30 protein-coding genes, 1 pseudogene and 1 riboswitch are annotated in these 25,005 nt (G+C 44.1%); of the genes and pseudogenes, 29 read left to right on the top strand and 2 right to left on the bottom strand.

Annotation, left to right across the window (positions count from 1 at the left end; translation table 11 throughout):
• Nucleotides 1–35 precede the first annotated feature (35 nt).
• From comGA to gcvPB, 10 genes are all read left to right on the top strand, one after another.
• Nucleotides 36–1,043, top strand: a complete 1,008-nt coding sequence (comGA, locus tag M3193_RS04285) for a competence type IV pilus ATPase ComGA (RefSeq protein WP_251624532.1) — start codon at nt 36–38, stop codon at nt 1,041–1,043.
• Nucleotides 1,036–2,091: a competence type IV pilus assembly protein ComGB gene (gene comGB / locus M3193_RS04280; protein WP_251624531.1), complete on the top strand. Its 1,056-nt coding sequence runs from the start codon at nt 1,036–1,038 to the stop codon at nt 2,089–2,091. Before comGA ends, comGB begins: the two co-directional genes overlap by 8 nt.
• 14 nt (nt 2,092–2,105) lie before the next feature.
• Nucleotides 2,106–2,420, top strand: a complete 315-nt coding sequence (gene comGC / locus M3193_RS04275) for a competence type IV pilus major pilin ComGC (protein ID WP_285851800.1) — start codon at nt 2,106–2,108, stop codon at nt 2,418–2,420.
• Nucleotides 2,420–2,857 carry a competence type IV pilus minor pilin ComGD gene (gene comGD, locus M3193_RS04270; RefSeq protein ID WP_251624530.1) on the top strand — a complete coding sequence of 146 codons (438 nt, stop codon included), beginning with the start codon at nt 2,420–2,422 and terminating at the stop codon, nt 2,855–2,857. The genes comGC and comGD overlap by 1 nt, the downstream gene beginning before the upstream one ends.
• Nucleotides 2,847–3,149 (top strand): hypothetical protein, encoded by a 303-nt coding sequence (locus tag M3193_RS04265; RefSeq protein WP_251624529.1) that lies wholly within the window; start codon nt 2,847–2,849, stop codon nt 3,147–3,149. Before comGD ends, M3193_RS04265 begins: the two co-directional genes overlap by 11 nt.
• Entirely contained in the window at nt 3,134–3,583 is a 450-nt protein-coding gene (locus M3193_RS04260) for a ComGF family competence protein (RefSeq protein ID WP_251624528.1), read from the top strand. Before M3193_RS04265 ends, M3193_RS04260 begins: the two co-directional genes overlap by 16 nt.
• A 164-nt stretch (nt 3,584–3,747) precedes the next feature.
• Nucleotides 3,748–4,260, top strand: a complete 513-nt coding sequence (locus tag M3193_RS04255) for a shikimate kinase (protein ID WP_251624527.1) — start codon at nt 3,748–3,750, stop codon at nt 4,258–4,260.
• A 184-nt stretch (nt 4,261–4,444) separates the two neighbouring features.
• Nucleotides 4,445–4,537: riboswitch (glycine riboswitch) on the top strand.
• A 135-nt stretch (nt 4,538–4,672) separates the two neighbouring features.
• Nucleotides 4,673–5,776 (top strand): glycine cleavage system aminomethyltransferase GcvT, encoded by a 1,104-nt coding sequence (gene gcvT, locus M3193_RS04250; protein WP_251624526.1) that lies wholly within the window; start codon nt 4,673–4,675, stop codon nt 5,774–5,776.
• Nucleotides 5,777–5,801: 25 nt separating this feature from the next.
• Entirely contained in the window at nt 5,802–7,148 is a 1,347-nt protein-coding gene (gene gcvPA / locus M3193_RS04245) for an aminomethyl-transferring glycine dehydrogenase subunit GcvPA (RefSeq protein WP_251624525.1), read from the top strand.
• Nucleotides 7,141–8,619, top strand: a complete 1,479-nt coding sequence (gene gcvPB, locus M3193_RS04240; RefSeq protein ID WP_251624524.1) for an aminomethyl-transferring glycine dehydrogenase subunit GcvPB — start codon at nt 7,141–7,143, stop codon at nt 8,617–8,619. Before gcvPA ends, gcvPB begins: the two co-directional genes overlap by 8 nt.
• A gap of 59 nt (nt 8,620–8,678) precedes the next feature.
• On the opposite strand, the gene M3193_RS04235 is transcribed toward gcvPB, so the two are convergent.
• Nucleotides 8,679–8,996, bottom strand: coding sequence for a rhodanese-like domain-containing protein (locus M3193_RS04235; RefSeq protein WP_285847111.1), 318 nt, complete (start codon nt 8,994–8,996; stop codon nt 8,679–8,681).
• Nucleotides 8,997–9,129: 133 nt separating this feature from the next.
• Between M3193_RS04235 and M3193_RS04230 the strand changes: the two genes are divergently transcribed.
• The 5 genes and pseudogenes from M3193_RS04230 (at nt 9,130) to M3193_RS04205 (ending at nt 14,659) form a co-directional block, all read left to right on the top strand.
• Nucleotides 9,130–9,999 (top strand): lipoate--protein ligase family protein, encoded by an 870-nt coding sequence (locus M3193_RS04230; protein WP_285851799.1) that lies wholly within the window; start codon nt 9,130–9,132, stop codon nt 9,997–9,999.
• Nucleotides 10,000–10,167: 168 nt separating this feature from the next.
• Nucleotides 10,168–13,065 (top strand): annotated as a pseudogene (locus M3193_RS16860) (vitamin B12-dependent ribonucleotide reductase).
• A gap of 183 nt (nt 13,066–13,248) precedes the next feature.
• A complete protein-coding gene (locus M3193_RS04215) occupies nt 13,249–13,548 on the top strand; it encodes a hypothetical protein (protein ID WP_251624520.1) in 300 nt (99 codons plus the stop codon).
• A 124-nt stretch (nt 13,549–13,672) separates the two neighbouring features.
• Nucleotides 13,673–14,032 (top strand): hypothetical protein, encoded by a 360-nt coding sequence (locus tag M3193_RS04210; protein WP_251624519.1) that lies wholly within the window; start codon nt 13,673–13,675, stop codon nt 14,030–14,032.
• 249 nt (nt 14,033–14,281) lie between these two features.
• A complete protein-coding gene (locus tag M3193_RS04205) occupies nt 14,282–14,659 on the top strand; it encodes a GNAT family N-acetyltransferase (RefSeq protein ID WP_435372013.1) in 378 nt (125 codons plus the stop codon).
• A gap of 775 nt (nt 14,660–15,434) precedes the next feature.
• On the opposite strand, the gene M3193_RS04200 is transcribed toward M3193_RS04205, so the two are convergent.
• Nucleotides 15,435–16,418 (bottom strand): DUF1385 domain-containing protein, encoded by a 984-nt coding sequence (locus M3193_RS04200; RefSeq protein WP_251624518.1) that lies wholly within the window; start codon nt 16,416–16,418, stop codon nt 15,435–15,437.
• Nucleotides 16,419–16,594: 176 nt separating this feature from the next.
• Here M3193_RS04200 and M3193_RS04195 point away from each other — a divergent pair, with 176 nt between their 5' ends.
• The 14 genes from M3193_RS04195 (at nt 16,595) to nusB (ending at nt 25,001) form a co-directional block, all read left to right on the top strand.
• Nucleotides 16,595–17,011: a hypothetical protein gene (locus M3193_RS04195; RefSeq protein ID WP_251624517.1), complete on the top strand. Its 417-nt coding sequence runs from the start codon at nt 16,595–16,597 to the stop codon at nt 17,009–17,011.
• Between the two features lie 75 nt (nt 17,012–17,086).
• On the top strand, nt 17,087–17,533 hold the full coding sequence (gene aroQ / locus M3193_RS04190) for a type II 3-dehydroquinate dehydratase (protein ID WP_251624516.1): 447 nt from the start codon (nt 17,087–17,089) through the stop codon (nt 17,531–17,533).
• The gene (locus M3193_RS04185) at nt 17,530–18,588 is read left to right on the top strand and encodes a M24 family metallopeptidase (protein ID WP_251624515.1); all 1,059 of its coding nucleotides are present in this window, start codon (nt 17,530–17,532) and stop codon (nt 18,586–18,588) included. The genes aroQ and M3193_RS04185 overlap by 4 nt, the downstream gene beginning before the upstream one ends.
• A 22-nt stretch (nt 18,589–18,610) precedes the next feature.
• Nucleotides 18,611–19,168: an elongation factor P gene (efp, locus tag M3193_RS04180; RefSeq protein ID WP_251624514.1), complete on the top strand. Its 558-nt coding sequence runs from the start codon at nt 18,611–18,613 to the stop codon at nt 19,166–19,168.
• A 136-nt stretch (nt 19,169–19,304) separates the two neighbouring features.
• Nucleotides 19,305–19,514 carry a SpoIIIAC/SpoIIIAD family protein gene (locus M3193_RS04175; protein WP_060209461.1) on the top strand — a complete coding sequence of 70 codons (210 nt, stop codon included), beginning with the start codon at nt 19,305–19,307 and terminating at the stop codon, nt 19,512–19,514.
• A complete protein-coding gene (locus M3193_RS04170) occupies nt 19,493–19,891 on the top strand; it encodes a SpoIIIAC/SpoIIIAD family protein (RefSeq protein ID WP_251624513.1) in 399 nt (132 codons plus the stop codon). Before M3193_RS04175 ends, M3193_RS04170 begins: the two co-directional genes overlap by 22 nt.
• A 15-nt stretch (nt 19,892–19,906) precedes the next feature.
• Nucleotides 19,907–20,806, top strand: a complete 900-nt coding sequence (locus M3193_RS04165; protein WP_251624512.1) for a stage III sporulation protein AE — start codon at nt 19,907–19,909, stop codon at nt 20,804–20,806.
• An 8-nt stretch (nt 20,807–20,814) separates the two neighbouring features.
• On the top strand, nt 20,815–20,982 hold the full coding sequence (locus M3193_RS04160; protein ID WP_251624511.1) for a hypothetical protein: 168 nt from the start codon (nt 20,815–20,817) through the stop codon (nt 20,980–20,982).
• Between the two features lie 67 nt (nt 20,983–21,049).
• The gene (locus M3193_RS04155) at nt 21,050–21,472 is read left to right on the top strand and encodes a hypothetical protein (RefSeq protein ID WP_251624510.1); all 423 of its coding nucleotides are present in this window, start codon (nt 21,050–21,052) and stop codon (nt 21,470–21,472) included.
• Nucleotides 21,459–22,001, top strand: coding sequence for a SpoIIIAH-like family protein (locus M3193_RS04150; RefSeq protein ID WP_251624509.1), 543 nt, complete (start codon nt 21,459–21,461; stop codon nt 21,999–22,001). Before M3193_RS04155 ends, M3193_RS04150 begins: the two co-directional genes overlap by 14 nt.
• A 141-nt stretch (nt 22,002–22,142) precedes the next feature.
• On the top strand, nt 22,143–22,664 hold the full coding sequence (gene accB, locus M3193_RS04145; RefSeq protein ID WP_251624508.1) for an acetyl-CoA carboxylase biotin carboxyl carrier protein: 522 nt from the start codon (nt 22,143–22,145) through the stop codon (nt 22,662–22,664).
• A 14-nt stretch (nt 22,665–22,678) separates the two neighbouring features.
• The gene (gene accC / locus M3193_RS04140; RefSeq protein WP_251624507.1) at nt 22,679–24,025 is read left to right on the top strand and encodes an acetyl-CoA carboxylase biotin carboxylase subunit; all 1,347 of its coding nucleotides are present in this window, start codon (nt 22,679–22,681) and stop codon (nt 24,023–24,025) included.
• An 81-nt stretch (nt 24,026–24,106) separates the two neighbouring features.
• Complete coding sequence (locus M3193_RS04135) at nt 24,107–24,508, top strand: Asp23/Gls24 family envelope stress response protein (RefSeq protein ID WP_251624506.1); 402 nt, start codon at nt 24,107–24,109, stop codon at nt 24,506–24,508.
• A 112-nt stretch (nt 24,509–24,620) separates the two neighbouring features.
• Nucleotides 24,621–25,001 (top strand): transcription antitermination factor NusB, encoded by a 381-nt coding sequence (gene nusB / locus M3193_RS04130; RefSeq protein WP_251624505.1) that lies wholly within the window; start codon nt 24,621–24,623, stop codon nt 24,999–25,001.
• The last annotated feature ends 4 nt before the right edge of the window (nt 25,002–25,005 follow it).

Raw genomic sequence — 25,005 nt, 5'->3', positions numbered from 1 at the left:
AGCCGAGGCGTAATAGATTGAAAGAGGGGTGTTCAATGGAAAACCGTAATAATCTTATTGAGAAAAAATGTTTCGAACTTTTGGAGCGGGCGATTGCCAATAAGGCGACAGACATCCACCTCGTTCCGCTGCAAGATCGGTATGATATTTGTTTCAAAAAGAATTCAAGACTTGAACGGTCCGGCACATTTCCCCCACAGTTGGCCGCCCGTATGATCTCCTTTTATAAATTTCTCTCCTCCTTAGATATCAGTGATAAACGAAAACCCCAAAGTGGTTCATTTCACAAGAAAATGCAAAACGAGAATTTTTCGTTTCGTGTATCGACAATTCCCTCTATCCAAATGAAAGAAAGTGTCGTCATCCGTATTCAAAGGCATGATCAAATTGTCCCTCTCGATAAGCTCTGCATCGAGTACGCCTGGGAACAGAAGCTTCGTCGCGCCGCAGAAGAGAGGCAAGGGCTGATCTTGTTGACCGGTCCTACTGGCAGCGGGAAGACGACGACGATCTACTCTCTCACTGCTCATTGTGTCAATCAGCTGGAACGACATGTGATTTCCCTTGAAGATCCGGTCGAAAACAACCATTCTCATCTTCTTCAAATACAGGTAAATGAAAGATCCGGTATGACCTATGCCGCGGGGTTAAAAGCGATACTGAGACATTCCCCTGACGTCATCATGATCGGGGAGATCAGAGATTCAGAGACTGCTAAAACAGCGGTCGCGGCTGCGCTTACGGGGCACCTAGTATTGACGACGGTCCACTCGAAAGATCCGGAAGGCTGCTTCTATAGGATGATGGATTTCGGAATAACCCCGGAGGAATTAAGGCAAACGGTCGTTTGCATATCCGCACAGCGTCTTATTAGGAAAGCAGATGGCAATATTGGTGCGGTATTTGAGATTTTACAAGGCGATCTATTGGAAGCCATCGCTGATGGGATCATTTCAGGCGAGCATGTAACAGTGCCAAAAGAAATGACGATAGAAGCCATCTTAACAAAATATAGCATGAAGAAAACGATATCCAGTGGGTAAGCTCGGAAAACGACTCTTTAAACGCCCGATGCATCGAATTGAGAACCGGCCTGCATTTTTAGGTAGGCTTTCACTCCTCATGCAAGAGGGCTACACATTCCATGACGGGTTGGTTCTGCTTATGCCGCATCATTCCAAACAATACAGTGAACTTCTGGCTCAGACGGAAAAGGATTTAAAGGATGGACTTGGCGTAACAGATATTCTCAGAAGGCTTGGGTTCTCTTCAAACATCCTTTTACCTGTCATCATCTCGGAAGTGGATGGAAGATTGGCGGAAGCCTTGAAAGGAATTGCAGAGAGGATGAAGCAATCTCAAGAAAGAAAGAAGAAACTGCGCAGTCTATTGCTCTATCCAACCATTCTCTTTTTCTTTCTGACAATCTTCCTGATAGTATTCAGGAGCTATTTCCTTCCGAATCTGCAAGCGATGGCTGTAGCAAGGAATGAAACTGGAACCGGTTTTGTTTCTTTGCTCCCACACCTTGTATCGAAAATTCCCGATGTAACGCTCGGATTCGGAGTGTTTATTCTCGTAACATCTTGCATTGGAAATCTTATCTATCGCAGGTTATCACCGTCCGGAAAAATGCGTTTTCTCCTGCGAGTTCCGTTTGTCGGATCTCTGTTTTCGAAATGGAAAACAAGGGATTTTGCAGGAGATATCGGAGGCCTTCTTCATTCGGGACTTTCTATGCAGGATTCACTTGAAGTATTAGTTGAGCAAGAAGTCGATCCCATCCTAGGCGAGATCGCAAAAACCATCAAAGGGCATGTTATCTTCGGGGAGAATTTTGATACGGCAATCCTGCTGACAGTTGGGCTTCGAAAGGAGTTATGCGCCTACGCGAAACATGGTTCAGATACGGGGCACTTGGGAAAGGAACTTCTGCTATTCAGTGAAAATCTTCATGACATGATTGAAGAGGAAATGGCAAGATGGCTTGCGTTGCTGCAGCCAATATTGTTTACAATACTGGCCGTCTGCATCTTGGCTGCATATCTTGCATTGCTCCTGCCGGTTTACAGTACATTTGACAATTTTTAAGGAGGAGGGACGGATTGAAACTAGTCAAGGAAGAAGAGGGATTCACGTTAATAGAGATGATGATCGTATTGCTCATCATTTCCGTTCTGGTTCTGATCGCAATACCGAACGTGACAAAGCATTCGAAGTCGATCGATGACAAGGGGTGTGCGGCATATGTGAAAATGGTTGAAGGACAGGTTGCTGCTTACAAGATGGAGAAGCATGTTAATCCGAGCCTTGAAGATTTGGAGAGAGAGGGTTATTTGCCAAATGGTGCGAAGTGCCCGAATGGATCTGTAGTTTCTATTGATGGAGGTATAGTTACAGTGCCGGGTCTTAAGCAATAATGAAAACTGACGAAAACGGCTTCACATTCCTGGAGATGCTTTTGGTGTTGAGTGTCGTCGCAATTTTGACTGCTGTTATACTCCCTATCGGTGATCGATGGATAACGAGACAAAGCGAGGAAGAAGCACTGTATGCATTTATAGCGACGATTCACCATGCCCAGGCATTTGCGATGGCGAATGAAACATACACAGCAATCAAATTTCGGAATTCCGGTAGTTCCTATAGTTTGTATGCACCTAGTACAGTGACATATTCCACCATTGATTTTCCCGATGGCATGCGTTGGGTAAGCGGCAATCGGATAAGTGCAATTGAGTTTCATCCGAAAGGCCATATCATCAATCCTGGAACGGTCGTATTGCGAACATCGACCGGTGACAAACGATTGACTTTGCAACTACAGCACGGGAGGGTGCTCGTCTATGATCAATGAGAAAGGGTATTCATGGCCGGAATCAATTTTATCCCTTGTTATTCTAACAGTTATTTTTGGAACGCTGTTGCCTATGTATTCACATGTGTCTTCACGTTTAGAAGTGAAGAAGCTCGGCATGCATGCAGCGGAATCTGCCTATCACGGCGCGATACTCTATCGTTCCTACGGAATGGTGTCAGGAACAAACCGGGTAGAGAAGACTTTATATAACTGGTCTGTCGAAAGTGAAGGCGTCTGTGTAACCTACCATTACATAGAACGGGAATTCTCGAAATGCCTAGCATTCTGAAACTCCGCGATGAGTCGGGATACTCTTTACTGGATGTGTTGTTTCAATTGTTGATTATGGGCATATTCCTTCATTTTTTCGTCTTGTTCTTTTATTGGAAACTACCGATCGAACGGCAATTACAAGACTATTATTCGACTGAGTGGGAACTTTTTGCAATCGATTTGCAAGCATTGTTGGTTGATGTCGACAATTTCGATGTTCATTTAGGCGAGAGGGCCATTTCATTCACAACTGAAAGAGGGAGGATCGAAGTTGGCCAAAGTGGTTCTGTTATTCGGAAATTGATTAATAAAACAGGGTATATCCCTCTCTTCACGAACATCTCCAGTGTGGCTTTTAGTCATGAAGGATATGAACTCAATATGGAAGTGACAATGCTTGACGGACAGAAGCGGGAAAGGAGGTTAGCTATTGGGTTTCGTCAGGAATGAGCAAGGAGTCATATTGGCCGCTTCGTTAATCTTATTATTTCTCGTCAGCCTCTTTCTATTTACTATTGTTTCGTGGCATAGTAATCTATACAGAACTTACGATTCAATTGAACTCCATTACGAGAAAGAAACATCAAAGTTGATGAGGCAAGGCGGGTAGAGATATGAAGAGAGTATACTTGGTCGGTTTTATGGGAAGCGGAAAGAGTGCCATAGGCAAGCGGCTGGGGACATTGCTGAATTTGCCTTTTTACGATATGGATACGGAAATTGTCAATCAGACAGGAATGACAATCCCTCAAATCTTCGAAACTTACGGCGAGGACGGGTTCAGGGAAATGGAAACCGAATTCCTGCGCAATTTCCATGACAGCTATTGCATCATTGCGACCGGCGGCGGTGTTGCCATGAGAGAGGAGAACAGGAGAATCATGAGAAGGACAGGCCTTGTCTTTTTCTTGAATTCAACATTCCGTGATATTTGGCGAAGGATTTCCACAGATAGCAACAGACCGATTGTTCAGCGATCTTCCAGACATGAATTGGAGAAGCTCTTTCATAAGAGGAAGCCGCTATATTTGCAAAGCGCACATTTTAAAGTCGAAACGACACACAGGTCATTGAATGAGATTACTCAGTATATTGCGTCTCAGATTGCTAGATTGACTATTGAATGAGCGAGAACTGAAATATCAGGCGATTGTAACACGAACGTTTAGTCGTTTTGGGTTGCTAACGTTCGGAAATTTAATAATACCTGAAAAAGGATTGCACTATTAAAAATAAAATGTTAAGATATGAGGCGAAAGGGCAGTTACTTGTCCGAATTTTACTCATTTTATTTTTAATTGAATATGGCGGATGATTGGATGGGGAGAGCACGCATTAGGCGTCGCCGAAGGAGCAAGTAACGGAAGTTATGAATCTCTCAGGCAAAAAGACTCATTCATGACGCGTCTCTGGAGAGCGCCGATATTTTCGGCCACCAAAGAGGAAAGCCGCAAGGTCAAACTTTCAGGTACATGGACAGAGGTTCTCTTATTACAAGGGGACTTCTGTCTTTTTTTCATCATTCAATTCAAGGGGGATATGACTTTGACAGGAACTTTGAAACGCACTGCACTATTTGATAGTTATCAACAGTACGGTGGAAAAACGATTGATTTCGGTGGTTGGGAATTGCCGGTTCAGTTTTCAAGCATTAAGGCCGAACATGAAGCTGTCCGAACGAAAGCTGGCCTATTTGACGTATCGCATATGGGTGAAGTTTTTGTCTCTGGCCCAGATTCACTTCCCTTCCTGCAAGGGTTGGTTACAAATGATGTCTCCAAATTGAAGGACGGTCAAGCTCAATACACTGCAATGTGTTATGAAAATGGCGGTACAGTAGATGATCTTCTCATCTACAAAAGGAAAGAGAATGACTATCTTCTAGTTGTGAACGCTTCCAACATTGAAAAAGATGTTGAATGGATGAAGCAGCATGTGGCGGGGGATGTGGTCATCGATGACCGTTCCGACGAATTTGGCCTGCTGGCATTGCAAGGCCCGAAAGCGCAGGAAATATTGCAGAAATTGACCGCAGAACCACTAGATGAAATCAAGTTCTTCCGTTTCAAAGAAAATGTTGATGTCGCAGGACACAATGTTCTTATTTCCCGTACAGGATATACCGGCGAAGACGGTTTCGAAATCTATGGATCACCAGATTCAATGGTCGCCCTATGGCCGGTCATTTTGGAAGCCGGAGAAGAGGAAGGCGTGGTTCCCGCCGGTTTAGGCGCCCGCGATACTCTACGCTTCGAAGCGGGACTGCCACTTTACGGCCAGGAATTATCGAAGGATATCACTCCGCTGGAAACAGGCCTTGGTTTTGTCGTGAAGTTGAATAAGGAAGCAGATTTCATAGGTAAAGAAGTGCTTGCTGCACAAAAAGAGAATGGTGTTCCAAGGAAACTGGTCGGACTTGAAATGATCGATAAAGGAATACCGCGGACAGGCTATAAAGTTTTCATTGGCGACGAAGAGATCGGGGAAGTCACTACAGGAACCCAATCGCCTACACTCAAAAAGAATATCGGATTCGCACTTCTTGCAACGGAGCATACAGCTGAAGGAACTGAAGTGGAAGTTGAAATCCGTGGCAAACGTCTGAAAGCGGTTTTGATTGCCACACCTTTCTATAAACGATAATTGAATGAAGAGGAGACATGTTGATATGAAGCATCGTTATATTCCTATGACGGAGACCGATCGTGAAGAAATGCTATCAGCAATCGGGATTGCAACAGTTGATGAGCTTTTTGAAGATATTCCGGAGAAAGTCCGTTTTAAAGGCGAATTGAATATTAAACCAGCGAAAGCGGAGTCTGCATTGACGAAGGAGCTTGCACAACTTGCAGCAAAAAATGCGGATGCGCGCACGTATGCATCTTTCTTAGGGGCGGGTGTGTATGATCATTATAAACCGATCATCGTTGACCATGTCATTTCGCGCTCCGAATTCTATACAGCCTATACACCTTACCAACCGGAAATTTCTCAAGGGGAATTGCAAGCCATCTTTGAATTCCAAACGATGATTTGTGAATTGACGGGCATGGATATTGCCAACTCATCGATGTATGACGGCGGCACTTCTCTGGCTGAAGCTGGGACGATGGCGGCAGGACATACACGCCGCACGAAAATTCTCGTTTCTGAAACGGTCCACCCTGAAGCGCGGGACGTAGTTGCTTCTTACGCGGCAGGTCAATTTATCGATGTTGTAACGATTCCTCATAAAGATGGTGTGACGGATATGGCAGAGCTCGAGGAATTGCTTGATGATAATACTGCAGCAGTTCTCGTCCAGTATCCGAACTTCTTCGGACAGGTGGAAGACATCCAAAAAATTGGAGATATCACTCATGCCAAAGGCGGATTGTTAGTTGTATCGGCGAATCCTCTAGCGCTCGGTGTATTGACGCCTCCAGGGAAGTTAGGCGCGGATATTACAGTAGGTGATGCACAGCCGTTCGGCATTTCCGAACAGTTCGGCGGCCCGCATTGTGGATACTTTGCAACTACGAAAAAGTTGATGCGTAAAATGCCAGGAAGATTGGTAGGGGAAACTACTGACAGCGAAGGCAGACGCGGATACGTATTGACGCTTCAAGCACGTGAGCAGCATATCCGACGCGACAAGGCGACATCCAATATCTGTTCGAACCAAGCATTGAATGCCCTTGCAGCTTCGGTTGCGATGACAGCCTTAGGAAAAGCGGGTACAAAGGAAATTGCATACCAAAACATAGCGAAAACCGCATATGCGAAAAGTGCTTTTGAGAAAGCTGGATTCGAAGTGAAATATGGCGGATACCATTTCAATGAAATTGTCGTGGCACTTAAGAAACCGGTCAAAGAAGTGAATGCGAAGCTTCTTGAAAAAGGTTTCATCGGAGGATATGATCTTGGGTTGACGTATCCAGAACTTTCCAACCACGTTTTGATTGCCGTTACGGAACAACGTACAAAAGAAGAAATCGATGCACTTGTGCAGGAAATGGAGGCCCTTCATGCATAAAGACAACCAACCGCTCATTTTTGAAATTACAAAAGCAGGCCGAATCGGCTATAGCTTGCCTGAGCTGGATGTTCCTGAAATCGATCTTTCCAGCCATTTGCCGGAAGGTCTTCTCAGAGAGGAATCACCTGAACTTCCAGAAGTTTCAGAGCTTGATATTATGCGTCATTATACAGCATTATCCAATCGTAACCACGGAGTCGACACCGGTTTCTATCCACTTGGATCTTGTACGATGAAGTATAATCCGAAAATCAATGAGGCAGTGGCAAGGTTCCCTGGTTTTGCACATATCCACCCATTACAAGATGAATCGACTGTCCAAGGTGCAATGGAAATGATGTATGACCTACAGGTACATCTTGAAGAAATTACCGGAATGGATGAAGTGACACTTCAACCAGCTGCAGGTGCACATGGGGAATGGACTGCGCTCATGATGATCCGTGCATTCCACGAAGCGAATGGAGAATCTCACCGTACGAAGGTGCTTGTACCGGACTCCGCGCATGGTACAAACCCTGCTTCCGCTACAGTAGCGGGCTTTGATACAGTAACAGTCAAGTCCAATGAATTCGGCCTTGTCGATATCGATGATCTGAAATCGAAGGTCGGTCCGGATACAGCTGCTCTCATGCTTACGAATCCGAATACATTAGGTCTCTTCGAAGAAGATATTCTTCAAATGGCTGAAATTGTACATGGCGTAGGCGGTAAATTGTACTATGATGGTGCAAACTTGAACGCCGTCATGGCTAAGGCGCGTCCCGGAGACATGGGCTTCGATGCGGTCCACTTGAATTTGCATAAGACATTTACAGGTCCTCACGGTGGCGGCGGACCGGGTTCAGGTCCTGTCGGCGTAACGAAGGAATTGGCTCCGTTCTTGCCGAAACCGATACTCGTCAAAGAGGATGACCGATATACATTCAAATATGACGTTCCTCAATCAATCGGGCGTGTCAAACCTTTCTACGGCAACTTCGGCATCTATTTGCGTGCATACACATATATCCGTTCAATGGGTCCGGATGGCTTGAAAGCTGTCACGGAAAACGCGGTGTTGAATGCAAACTACATGATGCGCAGACTGGAGCCTTATTTCGATCTGCCTTACACGCAGCACTGTAAGCATGAGTTCGTATTATCAGGCCGTCGCCAGAAGAAACTGGGCGTACGCACACTGGATATGGCGAAACGGTTGCTCGACTTCGGCTTCCATCCGCCTACAATCTACTTCCCGCTGAATGTTGAAGAGGCGATCATGATCGAGCCTACAGAAACGGAATCGAAGGAGACGCTTGATTCCTTCATCGATACAATGATTCAAATTGCGAAAGAAGCGGAAGAGAATCCTGAAATCGTTCAGGAAGCCCCTCATACAACTGTTATCAACCGTCTTGACGAGACGAAAGCTGCCCGTCAACCTGTGTTGAGATATACAAAAGAGAAAGAGCCTGTAAATGTTTGATAAGGAATAAAGAAAGGAGAGGCCCTATAACCGGGTCTCTCCTTTGTCTATTCACACGATTATTTGCTTTTCACTTTGCCTGTCCAAGTGCGGAATCCGCCTTGCAGCTGGTAGAGTTGGGTATAGTCGCGTTTCTTCAAATACATGGCTGCCCGTGAACTTTTGCCGCCGTTTTGATCATAAAGATAGACAGGCTTGTCCGGACGGATTTCTTTAAAGCGCTGGCGGAACTGTGAATAAGGAATGTTACGGGCGCCTAAAATATGACCCGCTTCATATTCTTTCGGTTCACGTACATCGATCAATTGAGCCTTTCGGTATCCTTCGATGAATTGCTCCTGTGTTAGGTTTGTAACTGCTTTTTTGACACGGAACATTGTAATGACAAAATACAAAATGATGGCGAGAACTACCGCCCCAAGAATAATATAATCCACAACCGATTTTCCCCTTTCTTTCTATAGTTCCATTATAAAGAATGAGTAGCACTTGTTCAATGGGAATGATAAAATGATAAGCATTGCGGATAAGGGGGGGAATGATTTGGGGAAGACGATCTGGCATTTTATCAATTCAGGAAAATGTTCTCCATCATACAATATGGCGCTGGATGAAGCGTTGTTGGAATGGCATAGCAGGGGAGAGATCGGTCCTGTGCTGCGGTTTTATGAATGGGAGCCGGCAACGTTGTCAATCGGTTATTTCCAAAGTGTTGAAAAGGAAATCAACATGGATGCGGTCGAGAAGCACGGACTCGGATTCGTACGTCGGCCAACCGGCGGAAGAGGCGTCCTGCACGAGCATGAACTTACATATAGCGTTATCGTAACAGAAGACTACCCTGGTATGCCCGAAAGTGTTACAGAGGCGTATCGCGTCATTTCCGGCGGTCTATTAGAGGGCTTCCGGAATCTAGGATTGCATGCCGAGTTTTCATTGCCGGCCTCTAAGGAGCAAAGCGATAACCTGAAAAAGCCGAAAAGCGCTGTTTGTTTCGATGCTCCAAGCTGGTATGAACTCGTCGTCGAAGGAAAAAAGGTCGCAGGAAGCGCCCAAACCCGGCAGAAGGGTGTAATTTTACAACATGGAGCGATCCTATTAGGTTTGGACGAGGATAAACTCGTATCGTTATTCAAGTTCCCATCCGAAGAAAGTCGGAAGCGGATGCTCGACAGCTTGCCGGACAAAGCAGTGGCCATCGATCGATTGACTGATCGTGATATCTCTGTGGAAGAGTGTGTCAGAGCTTTCGGGAAAGGCTTTGAAACCGCATTGGATATCATGCTTCAACCGATGGAGCTTTCGGAAGAGCAGCTCCTATATGTCGAAGAAATTGAAGAAAGAAAATATGCGAACAAAGACTGGAACTTTAAAAAATAACACCGGTACTTTTGAATTATTTTTTGCGGCGAAACGCATACGGTCAACTTTAGATTTTCCGCTTCTAAATCTTATCATTGCGACAGGTTTCAATATGTAGTAGATTAGGGAAGAGAAATAACACAACATGTTGTGTTTATAAAAATAAACCAGAGGGAGGATGCGTTAATGGTAATTGTTTCAAAGCATCAGGAACCAATTCTGGACAAGGCGCGGTTGAATGCGGATATTGCCGAATTCCCGCAAGTGCATCCAATTACAGAAGACATGAAAATCGAACACAGCGGTGTGTCCCGTCTTGTCATGATCGATCGTTATTCTTTTAAGGATACCGAAAAGAAAACGCTGAAGGCGGGCGATTTCGTCGTATTGACTGTAAAGGAAGATCCGAAGTTTCCAGCGAGGGGTCTTGGCTTCATCACAGCGCTTGATGAGAAGAATGGAAAAGCGGATATTTGGATTGAAAAGGAATACCGCTCTGCAATCGACAATCCCGAAAATCAGGAAACAGGCATAATAACAAGACCAATCGAAGTCATTGAAAAGCCGCTTGAAGTATTCTACGAGCAGATTGCAAAACGGAATGCTTCAGGGCTCGCATCTGTCGAAAAGACAGAAGAGCGGCGCAAGGAGTCGTTTGATCAGTTCTATGGACAACTCTCCAAAATGAACTTCATTCCGGCGGGCCGTGTATTATACGGGGCTGGATCTGATACTGAAGTGACATTCTTCAACTGTTACGTAATGCCGTTCGTGGCGGATTCCCGCGAAGGTATTTCCGATCACCGTAAACAGGTGATGGAGATCATGAGCCGTGGCGGAGGTGTTGGAACGAACGGTTCCACATTACGACCACGTAATACATTAGCACGCGGCGTCAATGGTAAATCATCCGGGTCGGTATCGTGGCTCGATGATATTGCTAAATTGACACATCTTGTCGAACAAGGCGGCTCCAGACGCGGAGCTCAGATGATTATGTTAGCGGATTAAAGACAATGCTAGTCCGCGTCGTCCAGACAATGGACGACTAGAAAATCGGGTGAATTGCGAAGAACTCCTTAGAGGCCATTAAGCTACAACGTGATCGGAAACGATGAGCGTGAATGCTTAAAAATTAATGGCATTGGACAATCCGCAGCCAAGCACCGTTTAAGGTGAAGGTTCAACGACTAACGAAAGCATTCACGGTGAATGCAAGTAGAGTAGGGAAGATACAGTTCTTTCCGAAGCGCCCGACCCCTAACAGATAATGCTGAGGGTGATGATATAGTCTACTCCGTCTGCTTCTTGCAGAGAAATATCCTGAAAAGGACGGTATTTAGGTGGCATCCAGACATTTGCGAATTCATCATTTCAAAAATGCAGAATGCTAGGATTCTCCGTTATCTTCTAGAACATACAGAAGACGAAATGATTAAGAAGCTCGCAAATGAAAAACTGAAATTTAAACCGCTTACGGCGCAAGAGGAAGCGATGTACCAAGGAATCCTCAACTATCGTACAATCCCTGGAATGGGCGGTTTCAACGAAGCGATCTTGAAAGACGCTGAAACGAAATTACGCGATGGAGGAACTTATTCCGTGCACAATCCGGAATTCCTGACAGGCGCTAACATCTCAGTCACATTGACAGACGATTTCATGAAAGCTGTAGAACAAGATGCTGATTATGAGCTCCGTTTCCCGGCAGTTGAAAAATACTCCCCTGAAGAGATGGCGGCTTATAATGAGGAGTGGCATAAGGTCGGAGACGTCCGTGAATGGGAGCGTCTAGGTTATGAAGTCCGTGTATACCGGACAATCAAAGCGCGTGCACTATGGGATCTCATTAACATTTGTGCAACGTACTCCGCAGAGCCAGGCATTTTCTTTATCGACAATGCGAATAACGAAACGAATGCAAAAGCATACGGCCAGCAAGTCGTAGCAACAAACCCATGTGGCGAGCAACCTCTTGCACCTTACAGTGTCTGTAATTTGGCTGCTGTTAACCTTGCTGAATTCGCGGACAAAGAAACAAAAACAGTGAACTACGATAAATTGAAAGAAACCGTCCGTGTCGGTGTCCGTATGCAAGACAACGTCATCGATGCGACACCTTATTTCCTTGAGGAAAATAAAGTACAAGCCCTCGGTGAACGTCGTGTAGGACTTGGCGTCATGGGACTTGCTGATCTACTGATCTACTGTGAAAAAGAATATGGCTCAGAAGAGGGCAACGAACTTGTCGACAAAGTATTCGAAACGATTGCAACAACGGCTTACCGTGAATCAATCGAGCTTGCAAAAGAAAAGGGGAGCTTCCCGTTCCTTATCGGTAACACTGAAGAGGAAACGAAAGCGCTCCGCAATGCGTTCATCAATACAGGATTCATGAAAAAAATGCCGGAAGATATCCGTGAAGCAATTCTCGAACACGGTATCAGAAACTCCCATTTATTGACAGTTGCTCCTACGGGATCCACTGGAACGATGGTTGGCGTATCAACCGGCCTTGAACCATATTTCTCCTTCACGTATTACCGCAGTGGACGTCTCGGTAAATTCATCGAGGTAAAAGCGGGTATCGTAGAGGAATATTTACAAAGTAACCCGGAAGCTGATCCGGACAACCTTCCAGAATGGTTTATTTCGTCAATGAGCCTGGCACCGGAAGCACATGCAGACGTTCAGTGCATCATCCAGCGCTGGATTGACAGCTCGATTTCTAAAACAGTAAACGCTCCACGCGGCTATACGGTCGAGCAGGTGGAAAGTGTCTACGAGCGTCTCTATAAAGGCGGAGCGAAAGGCGGCACCGTGTATGTCGACGGCAGCCGCGACTCGCAAGTTCTTACGCTGAAAGCCGAAGAAAACGAAATGGACTCTGATTATGTGGAAGAAGTCGTTGAACAACGAAAAGTCGTACTCGTTAACACGATCCAAGACTTGCGTTCGACAAACGTCACAATCGGTTCAGAAGTCGGCGATACATGCCCTGTATGTAGACAAGGAACCGTCGAGGAAATGGGCGGCTGCAACACATGCACCAACTGCAATGCACAGTTGAAGTGTGGTTTATAATAAAAAAATGACTGTCCAATAAGCCAGAAAAATAACGCAGGCAAAGAAAAACAAACGTTTTTCTTTGCCTGTTTTTTCTATCTTCGATAATATCTCAAACCGATAGTTTGAAATATTTGGTATAATAAAAAGATAGTGAATCCATTTTTGTTCCGCAACCGGGCTATAAAGGGGTGTAAGTGTATGTCTAGGGATATTGAGAGCCACGTGCCAATAAAAGAAATTATTTTCAATGAGAGACAATACTCGAAAACTAAAAAATCACTAGCTATGTTTTACATTGTGTTATTAGCATATTTTCGAGCCACACAAAATTATATTCTCGGAGGTACTTGGGTAGCAATCGGCGTTATTGATGGAATAATTTATATTGTCAGTAAACTTTTCTTTTATAATGAAAGCAAGAAGATCAGGGATATTGTGTTTTTGATAGTACTTTTCGGGTTGCTTATATGGGGAATTTATACACTCAATCCACTGTAATACCTAAATCTTCGAGATTAGCTGTTGAAATTGATTATCGAAACTTATCACTTTTACTTACCGTATTAGTATTGGGCATAGTAAGGGGGAAGGGCGGTTTATAGCCATGAAAAAGGGGTTACTATTGTTTCTTTTGGTAGTGAGTGTTCTCTTAAACGTGTACCATTTTGGAAAAGATTATTGGGTGGGAATGTACACGCCAAATGAAAAGGATCAGGTTATTTTGAGCGAGATGGTGCAGCTCGTTGTAGAAAGTGAAGAGTATCAAAAGCTCATGGAGACGGAGAAAGTTTATGCTATCGCAGCGAGTGTAGACCGAAATAAGGGAGGGCGTTATCCGTTCCATTATGGAGTATCGGTGCGGACAGACAGGCAGACGTATATTTTCTACTGTCAGGACAAGTCATGTTCGAGTATGGCCGTTGGCGAGTGGACATACTCAAGGTACAGTGAGGAAGAACCTGTCTTACCGCTAAAGGAATAGGTAGAGCTGAGGATGAATTTCTTATGTCCTGGACCAACGTAGGCTTTACTTGAAGAATATTGGGTGACTAAGACGGACGGATCAATTTACTTAATGAACTAACGCGTCAGGTTAGTTTAAGAGTGCTGTTTAACTTGTGTTCAAAAATCGGGCTATTTTGATAGAGATTCAAATGTTGATACTCGTTTGGGGGGATATAATTGTTAAAGGTCTCATTAGTTCCACAACAATAAAATATATGCAAAATCAATGTCAACACTTTCGTCAGCACCCCAAGTAATAGATGCATTGGGACTTACCGTTGACCAAACTTCACTTGAAGGTACTATCGAATTTATCAAGTTTATTCTGTGGCAAGAAAGATTAGGAAAGCAATATTCAAGAGTCATCCTTGATGAAACCGCAAATTTAGTAGGCGTAATAACACTAAAAGACATTGATAGCATAAATAAAACTTGTCATATTGGCACTTGGATAGGGCATCAATATTGGGGGAAAGGTTATAACGCATTAGCCAAATCAGAAATTCTATATATTGCCTTTACAGTATTGGATTTAGAATATGTTTTTGCAGGAGCAAAGTTATCAAATTTCCGCTCTCAAAAGGCGCAGGAGAATCTACCTTAAATTAGAATAGGTGTACAGTCAGAGTTCCCTGAGGAACATAGTAAATTAGAATCGCAAGTGAATTCACCCTGCATTTTGAATGTAATAGAGAGAGAAATGTTTTTGAATTGGTTTCCAGGAAAAAAATAATTGATTGCTCTTCCGCAATCAGGCGGAATTGTTTATTAAGCGCCTCCGTCCTTATTCAACTAACGAAGCAGATTAGCTGAACAAAGGAATGAGCAAGAGAAGATTAATTGGTGAAAGAAAATAGGCAAGGGGGGGTTCTTTTGGGTTTTATCTATCTGTTTTTAAGCATATGGTTTTTTAGCTTTATTATAGGGAGAGTCTTTAGCTTATTCGCCAAAACCTATTGGAAAAATGATTTGTTAATATCCTTCGCGCAATCCTTAATCATTACATTAATTATATTTACTTATAGTTTCTTCTTCAATTAATGGGTGGGATTGTTGAATAAGCTTCACGCTGAACTATCGGGTGCTTTAATTGAAGAGCTGAGATGCTTTTTTTGACTGGTAAAATAAAATAAGATGAAAAAAGCTTTGAATTACCCCATTTCAATTGGAGTCTTTACCCAATTTGAATTATACGACTCGAAAAATTTTAGAAAAGATAGGGTTCTTAAAACAAGTTGTGGCTTAACTTATCCAACTCCCACATAAGTTCTTAGCATTTAACCACAATTGTCGTTCAATGTTTAAGCAAATAGGCACGATTGTTTATCGAGACTATATACAAAAGGAAGTGCCCCATCACCGGAGCACTTCCTTTTGTATTAATTCACAGGAACTGTCGAATCTTCCATTTTTGTGTCAGTCGACTTCAAAATATCAACATTGTCAATTCCTTGCTCTTCAATTTCCAGCAGTTTATTAAAAGAGGCAATCGCCACTTCCACCTGTTTATCCTCAGGCTCCTTCGTCGTCAACAACTGCAGCCATAATCCTGGATATCCTAAATATTTTAATACAGGAATATTACGAAGGCGGTTCGTAAACTGCAATACTTCAAAAGAAATGCCAATCACAACAGGAATCAACAGAATACGATTGACAACCCTAAACCATAACGGATCAGCAGGAACGAAGAAATAAATGAACATCCCTACAATCACTGTAAACAGCAAGAAGCTGCTTCCGCATCGATAATGCAGCCGGGACTGCGCTTGGACATTTTCAACGGTAAGCGGAAGACCGTTTTCATAAGCATTGATCACCTTATGCTCGGCGCCGTGATACTTGAAAACTCGTTTAATTAACGGTGTCATGGAAATGAGGGAAATGTACAACAACAATAGTGTAAGTTTGAAAAAGCTTTCCAGCAAGATTTGCGCCGTTTTCCCTGGCGCCATGAATTCGAGCATTTGCGCTAAAAATACCGGAACGAGCGTAAACGCAAACTTTCCGAATAAAAATGAGAGCACGCCTACCGCGGCTACGCCGATGACCATAGTAAGCTTGGAGGTCTCTTCACTGTTCTCTTCCACTTCCTCGCCTGGCATCACATCATAACGCTCATTCGCGAACGTCAAATGTCTAGATCCGATACCTGCGGATTCTATCAAAGCGACAATCCCGCGCACAAAAGGGATCTTTTTCAATTTCGAGGCGAATGGCTTCTGCTCTTTTGGAACATAGAAATAATCGAGTGAATCGTCCTTGCGCCGGATCGCTGTCACTGTATGGTTTCTGCTGCCGAACATCACACCTTCGATGAGTGCCTGCCCACCGTATGCCGGCGGTTGTTGTTTTTTAGTCATGGGTACCCAACACCTTCTCTAATCAAATGAAAAACATGTTTCGAAATATGTTCTACTCTAGAAACATTATATCAGATAACTTATCTAACTATTGTACAAAAAAAAGGGGATTGACTCCACCATTAAGGTTTAAAAAAAAGGCATTTTCCCGACACTCGTAATAAGGAGGGGTCGATATGTTCAATAAAACAATGGTATGGACGACAATCATCGCTGCATTATTCACAATAGGAGCATTGAAATTCCTGCATTTTTTCAATTTCATAAAATGGTCACCTGTCGGATGGGGTGGCAAATGGCTCTTATTTGGATCATCGAATGAAGGCTGGAAGTGGGCATTGCTTTTCATCATCCTATTACTAGCTTTCGGCCTATTCTATGGCCTGTCGAGAGCGACGGCAAATATCCCTCCAGCAATAACAGCCATCGCCGTCAGTGTTGTTGCGGCCGTTGCGATAGAATGGATCATCTATTCTCCATTGACGTTCACGGAGGGTGTCAAGAAACTGTCCGTTCCATTCATCTCGCTCATTGCAATCGTCAGCAGGTTCGTTACGGGAACCGCTGTTTATATGAAGAAAACTTTCGAATGACAACCTTTAATAGGTTGCGCCATTGGAACAATATGATAAAATGGGAAAGAAAATGGTGAGGGGAATGGTGTAGCTGTGAGACTGCTTGTTCTGAATGGACCGAATTTGAATCGGCTTGGTAAAAGGGAACCCGGAATCTATGGCGCTGAAACGTTGGAGGATGTTGAAAACAACCTGAAATCCATCGCTACAGAGCAATTTGTGGAGATTTCTTTTTATCAATCGAATGCGGAAGGTGCATTGATTGATAAAATTCATGAGGCGGAAGACGCCGGGTGTGACGGAATCATTTTCAATCCCGGAGCCTATACACATACGAGCGTTGCAATAAGGGATGCAATTGCCTCTGTCGATGTGCCAGTAATCGAAGTCCATATTTCGAATATACATAGTCGGGAACCATTCAGACAAACATCAATGCTCGCACCTGTGTGCATAGGACAGCTGTCCGGCTTCGGCACTAGCGGTTATGAACTTGCACTCCGGGCTTTCCTTCTCCGAAGAAAAGGGGTAAAGCTATGAAACTGGCAAAATTGAGGGAAGCGTTGAAAGAAAACGGTTTAGATGCATTATTGGTGACGAATCCATATAACAGACGTTATATAACCGGATTTACTGGCAGTGCAGGTGTTGCTATCGTTTCAGCTGATGATGCAGTGTTCATCACCGATTTCAGGTATACAGAACAGGCAGCCGAACAAGTGAAAGGCTTCCGCATCGTCAAGCACGAAAAAACGATTATCGAGGAAGTTTCCAACCAAGCAAAGGAAATGAAACTCAAAACATTAGGCTTCGAAAAAGATAATGTTTCTTTTGGCACGTACGAATTATATAATGACAAAGTGGATGCAGAACTTAAAGCGGTATCTGGAATTATAGAAAAGCTTCGTATGGTGAAAAACGCTGATGAAATCAAGATTCTTCAACAAGCCGCGAAAATTGCGGATGATGCCTTTACTCATATTTGCACATTCATCAAACCAGGAGTTACGGAGCTCGAAGTGTCAAACGAACTTGAAATGTTCATGAGAAGACAAGGCGCAGCTTCGTCTTCATTCGATACGATTGTAGCTTCAGGGGAGCGCGGTGCATTGCCCCACGGTGTTGCTTCAAACAAAGTGATTCAATCCGGTGAGCTAGTTACATTGGATTTCGGGGCGCTGTATAACGGTTATATTTCAGACATCACTCGTACTGTCGCAGTAGGGGAACCTTCCGAGAAAATGAAGGAAATCTATGTAGTGACCCTTGCAGCACAAGAATTGGCTTTGGAAAAGATCAAAGCGGGTATGACTGGAATAGAAGCGGATGCAATTGCTCGTGACTATATCAAGTCGAAGGGATATGGAGATGCCTTCGGACACTCAACGGGCCATGGCATCGGCTTGGAAGTGCATGAAGGACCGGCACTATCCTTCCGTTCGGAAACTGTACTTGTGCCGAACATGACTGTCACGGTCGAACCGGGCATTTATCTGCCTGGAATCGGCGGTGTCCGTATTGAGGATGATATTATTATCACTGAAGACGGCAATGTCCGTTTGACACATTCACCTAAAGAATTGATCATCCTATAACGAACAAAATGGAGGAAACAGTATGATTTCTGTAAACGAATTTAAAACAGGTTTGACAATCGAGTTTGAAGGGGACATTTGGCGCATTATCGATTTCCAACACGTAAAGCCGGGAAAAGGTGCGGCATTCGTCCGTTCAAAACTGCGTAATCTGCGCACAGGAAATGTGAATGAAAAGACATTCCGTGCAGGCGAGAAAGTTGAAAAGGCGCAAATTGACAACCGTCGTATGCAATACTTGTATGCTAATGGCGATGAGCATGTCTTCATGGACAATGAATCGTACGAGCAGATTGAATTGCCATCTGCGCAAATCAAGGAAGAATTGAACTACTTGAGAGAAAACATGGAAGTTCATATCATCATGTTTAAAGATGAAATCCTCGGCGTTGAGCTTCCGGTAACAGTCACGCTAGAAGTGACAGAAACTGAGCCAGGCATTAAAGGCGACACGGCAAGCGGCGGATCGAAGCCGGCTACATTGGAAACTGGTCTCATCGTCCAAGTTCCATTCTTCGTAAACGTCGGCGATAAATTGATCGTCAACACAGAAGAAGGCGAATACGTATCTAGAGCATAATGCATAGTAACACTCCGACTCCTTACTTGGGAGACGGAGTGTTTTTTCGTATGCGTTGCAAATCCATTTTTCCTCCTGACTTCCATCATAATTCCCCTCGCCCTTTCATAAGTTGTTCATGAAGGGGGAACCCGAATTGGAATTGAATGATTTATTGCGTATTGCCGGAATTGGGTTGGTCATCGGCTTTTTACATGTCTTCTTTGAACAGACCGGTAAGAAGGAGTTCTCTTTTTTCCTTTTCTTTGTAGCCTACATCTATATTGCCGCCGAAATGCTCCGTTTCCTTAGGATTTTCTTTTCGGAAATTGCCGAGTTCTTTCAATGGCTCTCCTTGGCATTCTAATGGTTACGCTTTTCCAACTGGTCGTCATCTACCTACTTCTCCTTATCGTGTCATTCGCTTCCAAGAGCTTGCAGCCAATAATTTACGCAGCGATTTTCTTCTTCTTTCTGTCGTACGTCGGTATGACGATCATCATACCTTTCGGAAAAACCTTTTTGAACCTATTTGAACCGTTGCCGGGATCCTATGCAAAGCTTTTGATAGGAAGCGTCTTTTTGTATTATTTTTCGGAGATGATTGTGAAGCATGTGGCCGAAGCCGGGTATGATTCAATCGCAGAAGTTGCGACTTTGGCCATTAAAATCGCAATCCTAACACTCTGGCTTCCGCAATTATCCATGCTGATTGAAACGCTCTCAAAATTTATCATTAAATGATCGGATGAAGAATCCATGATGCCTATGCTAGAATCCGTAATCGGGACAGTCCTCTCCAGTTTCATTATTGTCATCATTTCAACTTTCATGGCCTTGCTGCTCGACTTTCTTTTTCCTTCATTCAGCAGATGGACGAGAACCTTCCTGTTTTTTATCGTACTAACTGTCGTCCTATACCCGGCGTATGAGCATCTGCAAATGATACGCTCCATTACACAAACTGTTGCAACGATGTTCATATCCGTATATCCGTTATTGACAGCGAGTATCCTGGCTTCCGGGGGCTCCTTCAGCATGCTGAACTTTCAGCCTGCCATGCTGTTATTCGCGAACGGTGCAGTAATTCTTTCGGACAAGATCCTCATTCCTATGTTGTCTGCAGCATTGCTGTTTGACATAGTTTCAAGGTTTCATCCGGCAATTCCATTTACCAGAATGTCAGATTTGCTCAGGGGTTCCCTGATCGGCCTGGTTTCAGCCCTAGTCGCTGCCTACTCCATATTCATCACTGCTGGCGGCACGATTTCATGGGCACTTACCGGCGTGACAAGTGAACCGATTAAAAAGCTAATTAGTCAAAATATCCCACTCGTAGGCTCATTCATGACGGATAGTTTAGGGGCCATCGGACGATATTCGTCGGGGGCGAGCGTTTTCATTGGAGCCTGGCTCATCGTTACGATTTGGTCCGTAGCTCTTTTGCCGACGCTTAAGACGTTGCTGACCGGTTTTTTATACCGATGGACAGCTGCACTTATTGAGCCGTTTGCGAACGAAGACATAACAGGCATACTCGACGATATCGGAAAGACGTTATTTGTTCTTTGTGCCGTCTCATTCCTCGTCGCATTTGCGTTCATCTACACAGCATTGTTCACTGTCATTCTGGTCAAACTGATTACCGTGGTGAAATGAGGGGTGTTATGCTGCAGTTTTTGACAGGCGTTTTATTCATCACAATTTTGTCTTCCACTTTGTTATTATTGCTTCCGGCTGAGAAGGAGGAGGAATTCCTGCCACTCGTGAAAATGGCAATGGGAATTTGGATCATTCATTCCATTACGAGAATTTTTGGTCATAGCCTCTTCTGAACAAGCATAATATGCAACATAGATAACACGAACCATATCCGGCTCGAAGGGATGAGATGGTGATCATATGCCAAAGCCAAAACGAAAAGTTCATATGCTCCTCATCGGGACGCTGTTAGCGATCTTCATCATTTTCATCAATTCAACGATTGGTTCGATGGGAGGGGAGAAAGGGAAAGGGGAGGAGAGCCGGAAAGAAGCTCAGCTTGAACAAGCCTTGATGAAGATTGAAGGAGTTGGGGAAGTATTCATCCACTTCCATTACAATCAACAAGAAGAACCAAGCCCATTATCCGGATATTTTTCGGGCTCCGGATCCTCATCAGTAAACAAGAATCCGCTCCAGGGAGTTTTAGTCGTTGCAGAAGGGGCGGACAATCCTAGAACGAAAAAGGAATTAACTAGAATCTTGTCGACGGTTCTTCAGTTGCCTGAACATCGGATAGTCGTCGAAGAAATGAAAAGGGGGATACACGTTGAAAGCGAATAAACGTACAGTATGGTTCTTGACTTTACTAAGTCTAGTAGCGGTCATCTCGATCTACTATTTGAAGAAGGAAACACCGATGTCTCTAGATGGAATGGCGATTTTCGGTGATAAAGATGCAGTAACCGTATCAAAATCGGGCGATGTTGAAGGGGAAACAAAAACCGTCTACGCAGATTCGATGTTATTTGAAGAAATGAGAATGCAAGTGTTAAACGAAAGAAGCAGCTTGAAGGATCAATTGTTAACTAAAGTGCAATCTCCCGATACAACAGCTGAAGAAAAAAGCGCGGCGTATGATGAAATGGCTGAACTTACCAAACGGACATCTGCTGAAGATTTAATGGAAACTCAATTAAAGGCACTGGGCTATCCGGAAGCATTCGTCCGTAAAGATAATGGCAAGGTGAGTGTGTCTGTAATCGCGGAAGATGGCGGACATTCCACAAAAATGGCTGCAGAAATTACACAATACGTACTGACGAGTTGGGAAGATGCACGCACCGTCCAAGTCAACTTTATGGAAAAATGATTAAACTAGGCCCTAAATGGGTCTTTTTCTTTTTATTTTACTGTATTTCACGGTAAATCCAGTATATCTATTTCAATATGCATGAAAAACGTCTAAAATAGGGAGGAGGTACGTAAATAAAAATGAGTCAGGAGAATTGTCATGTTGAAAATTCAAGAAATCCGTGAAATCATTAAATTAATTGATCAATCTTCAATTGAAAAATTTACATTCGAATCAGAAGGTACAAAGATTAAACTTGAAAAAGCGAATGGTGTACAACAACAACTACCAGTTCAAACAGAATCACGGAAAGTGGAGCCTGTTCAGCAAGTTCAGCCTTCCGTCCAAGAGACGAAGAAGGAACAGCCCGAGCAAGCACCGGCAAAACAAGAAAGCCAGGAGCCTTCCACAGAATCATCTGCTGCAGAAAACGATCCATCATTGCATAAGATAACATCACCGATGGTTGGTACATTCTACAAATCTTCATCCCCTGATGCGGATCCTTACGTGCAAACAGGCGACTCTGTAAAATCGGATTCAATCGTTTGTATTGTGGAGGCAATGAAACTCTTCAATGAAATCGAAGCGGAAGTATCCGGGGAAATCGTGGAGATCCTTGTGGAAGATGGTCAGTTGGTCGAATATGGACAGCCTCTCTTCCTAGTCAAACAGAAGTGAGGGGGCAAACAAAAATGAAAAAAGTATTAATAGCAAACCGGGGCGAAATAGCGGTAAGGATCATCCGGGCATGCAAAGAAATGGATATTCAAACAGTTGCGGTCTATTCGGAAGCGGATCGGGAAGCACTTCATGTTGAGCTTGCCGACGAAGCATATTGCATTGGACCAAAACTTTCGAAGGACAGCTATTTGAACTTTTCAAATATCATCAGCATCGCCAAATTGACAGGTTGCGATGGTATTCATCCGGGCTATGGATTCCTCGCTGAAAATGCGAGCTTCGCGGAGCTTTGCGAGGAAGTTAATATTGAATTCATCGGCCCTACTGCTGACGCAATTTCCCGGATGGGAACAAAAGATGTAGCTAGGGAAACGATGAAACAGGCAGGCGTTCCGATTGTTCCGGGATCCGACGGGATTGTAGCCGATGAAATCGAAGGCTTGAAAGTGGCGCGGGAAATTGGCTTCCCGGTCATCATCAAAGCGACTGCCGGTGGTGGCGGAAAAGGGATCAGGGTTGCTCGGGATGAAGAGGAATTGGCCAAAGGCATTAAGATTACCCAAAAAGAAGCTGCAGCAGCATTCGGTAACCCGGGTGTATACCTTGAGAAGTATATTGAGGTGTTCAGGCACGTTGAAGTTCAGGTCCTTGCAGATAAACACGGCAATACGATCCATTTCGGAGAACGTGATTGCTCGATTCAACGTAGGATGCAAAAGCTTGTAGAGGAAGCTCCTTCGCCTGCCCTTACCCCGAAGTTGCGCGAAAAGATGGGGGAAGCCGCTGTCAAAGCTGCTGAGGCTGTAAACTACAGAGGCGCCGGGACAGTCGAATTTATCTTCGATCATATCAACCAGGAATTTTATTTCATGGAAATGAATACACGTATCCAGGTGGAGCACCCAGTAACCGAAATGATTACTGGAATCGATCTGATTCAACAGCAATTGAAAATCGCAGCGGGTGAAAAGCTTGCTTATCGTCAAAAGGATATCAAAATCAACGGGTGGTCGATTGAGTGCAGGATCAACGCGGAAAATCCTGCGAAAAACTTCATGCCTTCACCCGGAAAAGTGACAATGTACATGCCGCCAGGCGGTTTTGGAGTCAGGGTTGATTCAGCGATGTATACGGGTTACACAATTCCACCGTTTTATGATTCCATGGTGGCAAAGCTAATCGTTCATGCTGATACGCGTGAAGAAGCGGTTGCAAGGATGAAACGAGCACTTGACGAATTCATTATCGAGGGAGTCGATACGACGATTCCATTCCATTTGAATTTAATGGACCATGAAGTGTTCAAATCAGGTGACTTTGATACGAAATTCCTTGAGAAACATACAGTAATGAAATAAGTGGGTAATCCGGCTGAAGCGTATAGGAAGTTTAGGCGATAGGCTGGGCATGAAATGCATAGGAGAGGGAGGAGAAGTGGAATGGCTGATAAGGTAAATCCTTCATTCGCAGGAAAGAGTTCAAAGGGAGACGAGGTTTTAGGCCGTGTTCAATTGGCTCCAGAGGTGCTTGAAGTTATCATCGGCATTGCAACGAACGAAGTCGACGGCGTAGCAACGACGAAAGGCAACTTCGCGACAGGGGTGGCGGAGAAGTTCGGCAAGGTGTTCCATGGAAAAGGGGTCAAGACGGATTGGACGGGTGATAGACTCGTTATCGATGTGTATTGCGTCGTCCAATATGGCCACTCGATCCCCACTGTTGCGACGGAAATTCAAAGGCAGATCCGGCATGCTGTTTACAATATGACTTCGCTTGAGACGGAAGAAGTGAATGTCCATATTACCGGCATCGATTTCGATACAACTTCTGAATCAGAATGATCTGAAAAGCATCGTCCATTGGATGGTGCTTTTCAACTTGTCCTGCTATATCTTCACCAAGTGAATATGCTATGATAAATCCCAAGAGACACAGTAGTGGAGGAGACAGACAATGAAACGAAGAGAAGCACGTGAAAAGGCGGTTCAAACGCTCTTTCAATTGGATAATACGGATATGTCGATTGAGGAAGCGATTACTTATATAATGGAACGGCCAATTGACCCATTCTATGAATCACTCGTGAAAGGGACGACTGTATATCGTGACGAAGTGGACAACGCATTGTCAAGCAAGCTCGAAAACTGGTCGCTTGACCGTTTGCCGAAAATTGAAAGGACAATTTTGAGATTGGCGGTCTTTGAACTGCTGCATCATGAAGACGTGCCCCATAAAGTCATCTTGAACGAAGCTGTCGAGCTATGTAAGCAGTTCGGAGATGAGAAATCAGGTCGCTTTGTCAACGGCGTCCTATCCAAGTTCGAAGAGAAATAATACA

Origin of the sequence: Sporosarcina luteola (assembly GCF_023715585.1) — a bacterium.
Taxonomy (GTDB): domain Bacteria; phylum Bacillota; class Bacilli; order Bacillales_A; family Planococcaceae; genus Sporosarcina; species Sporosarcina luteola_D.
The sequence above is the reverse complement of the archived record's forward strand: the minus strand, read 5'-3'. Positions and strand labels throughout refer to the sequence as shown.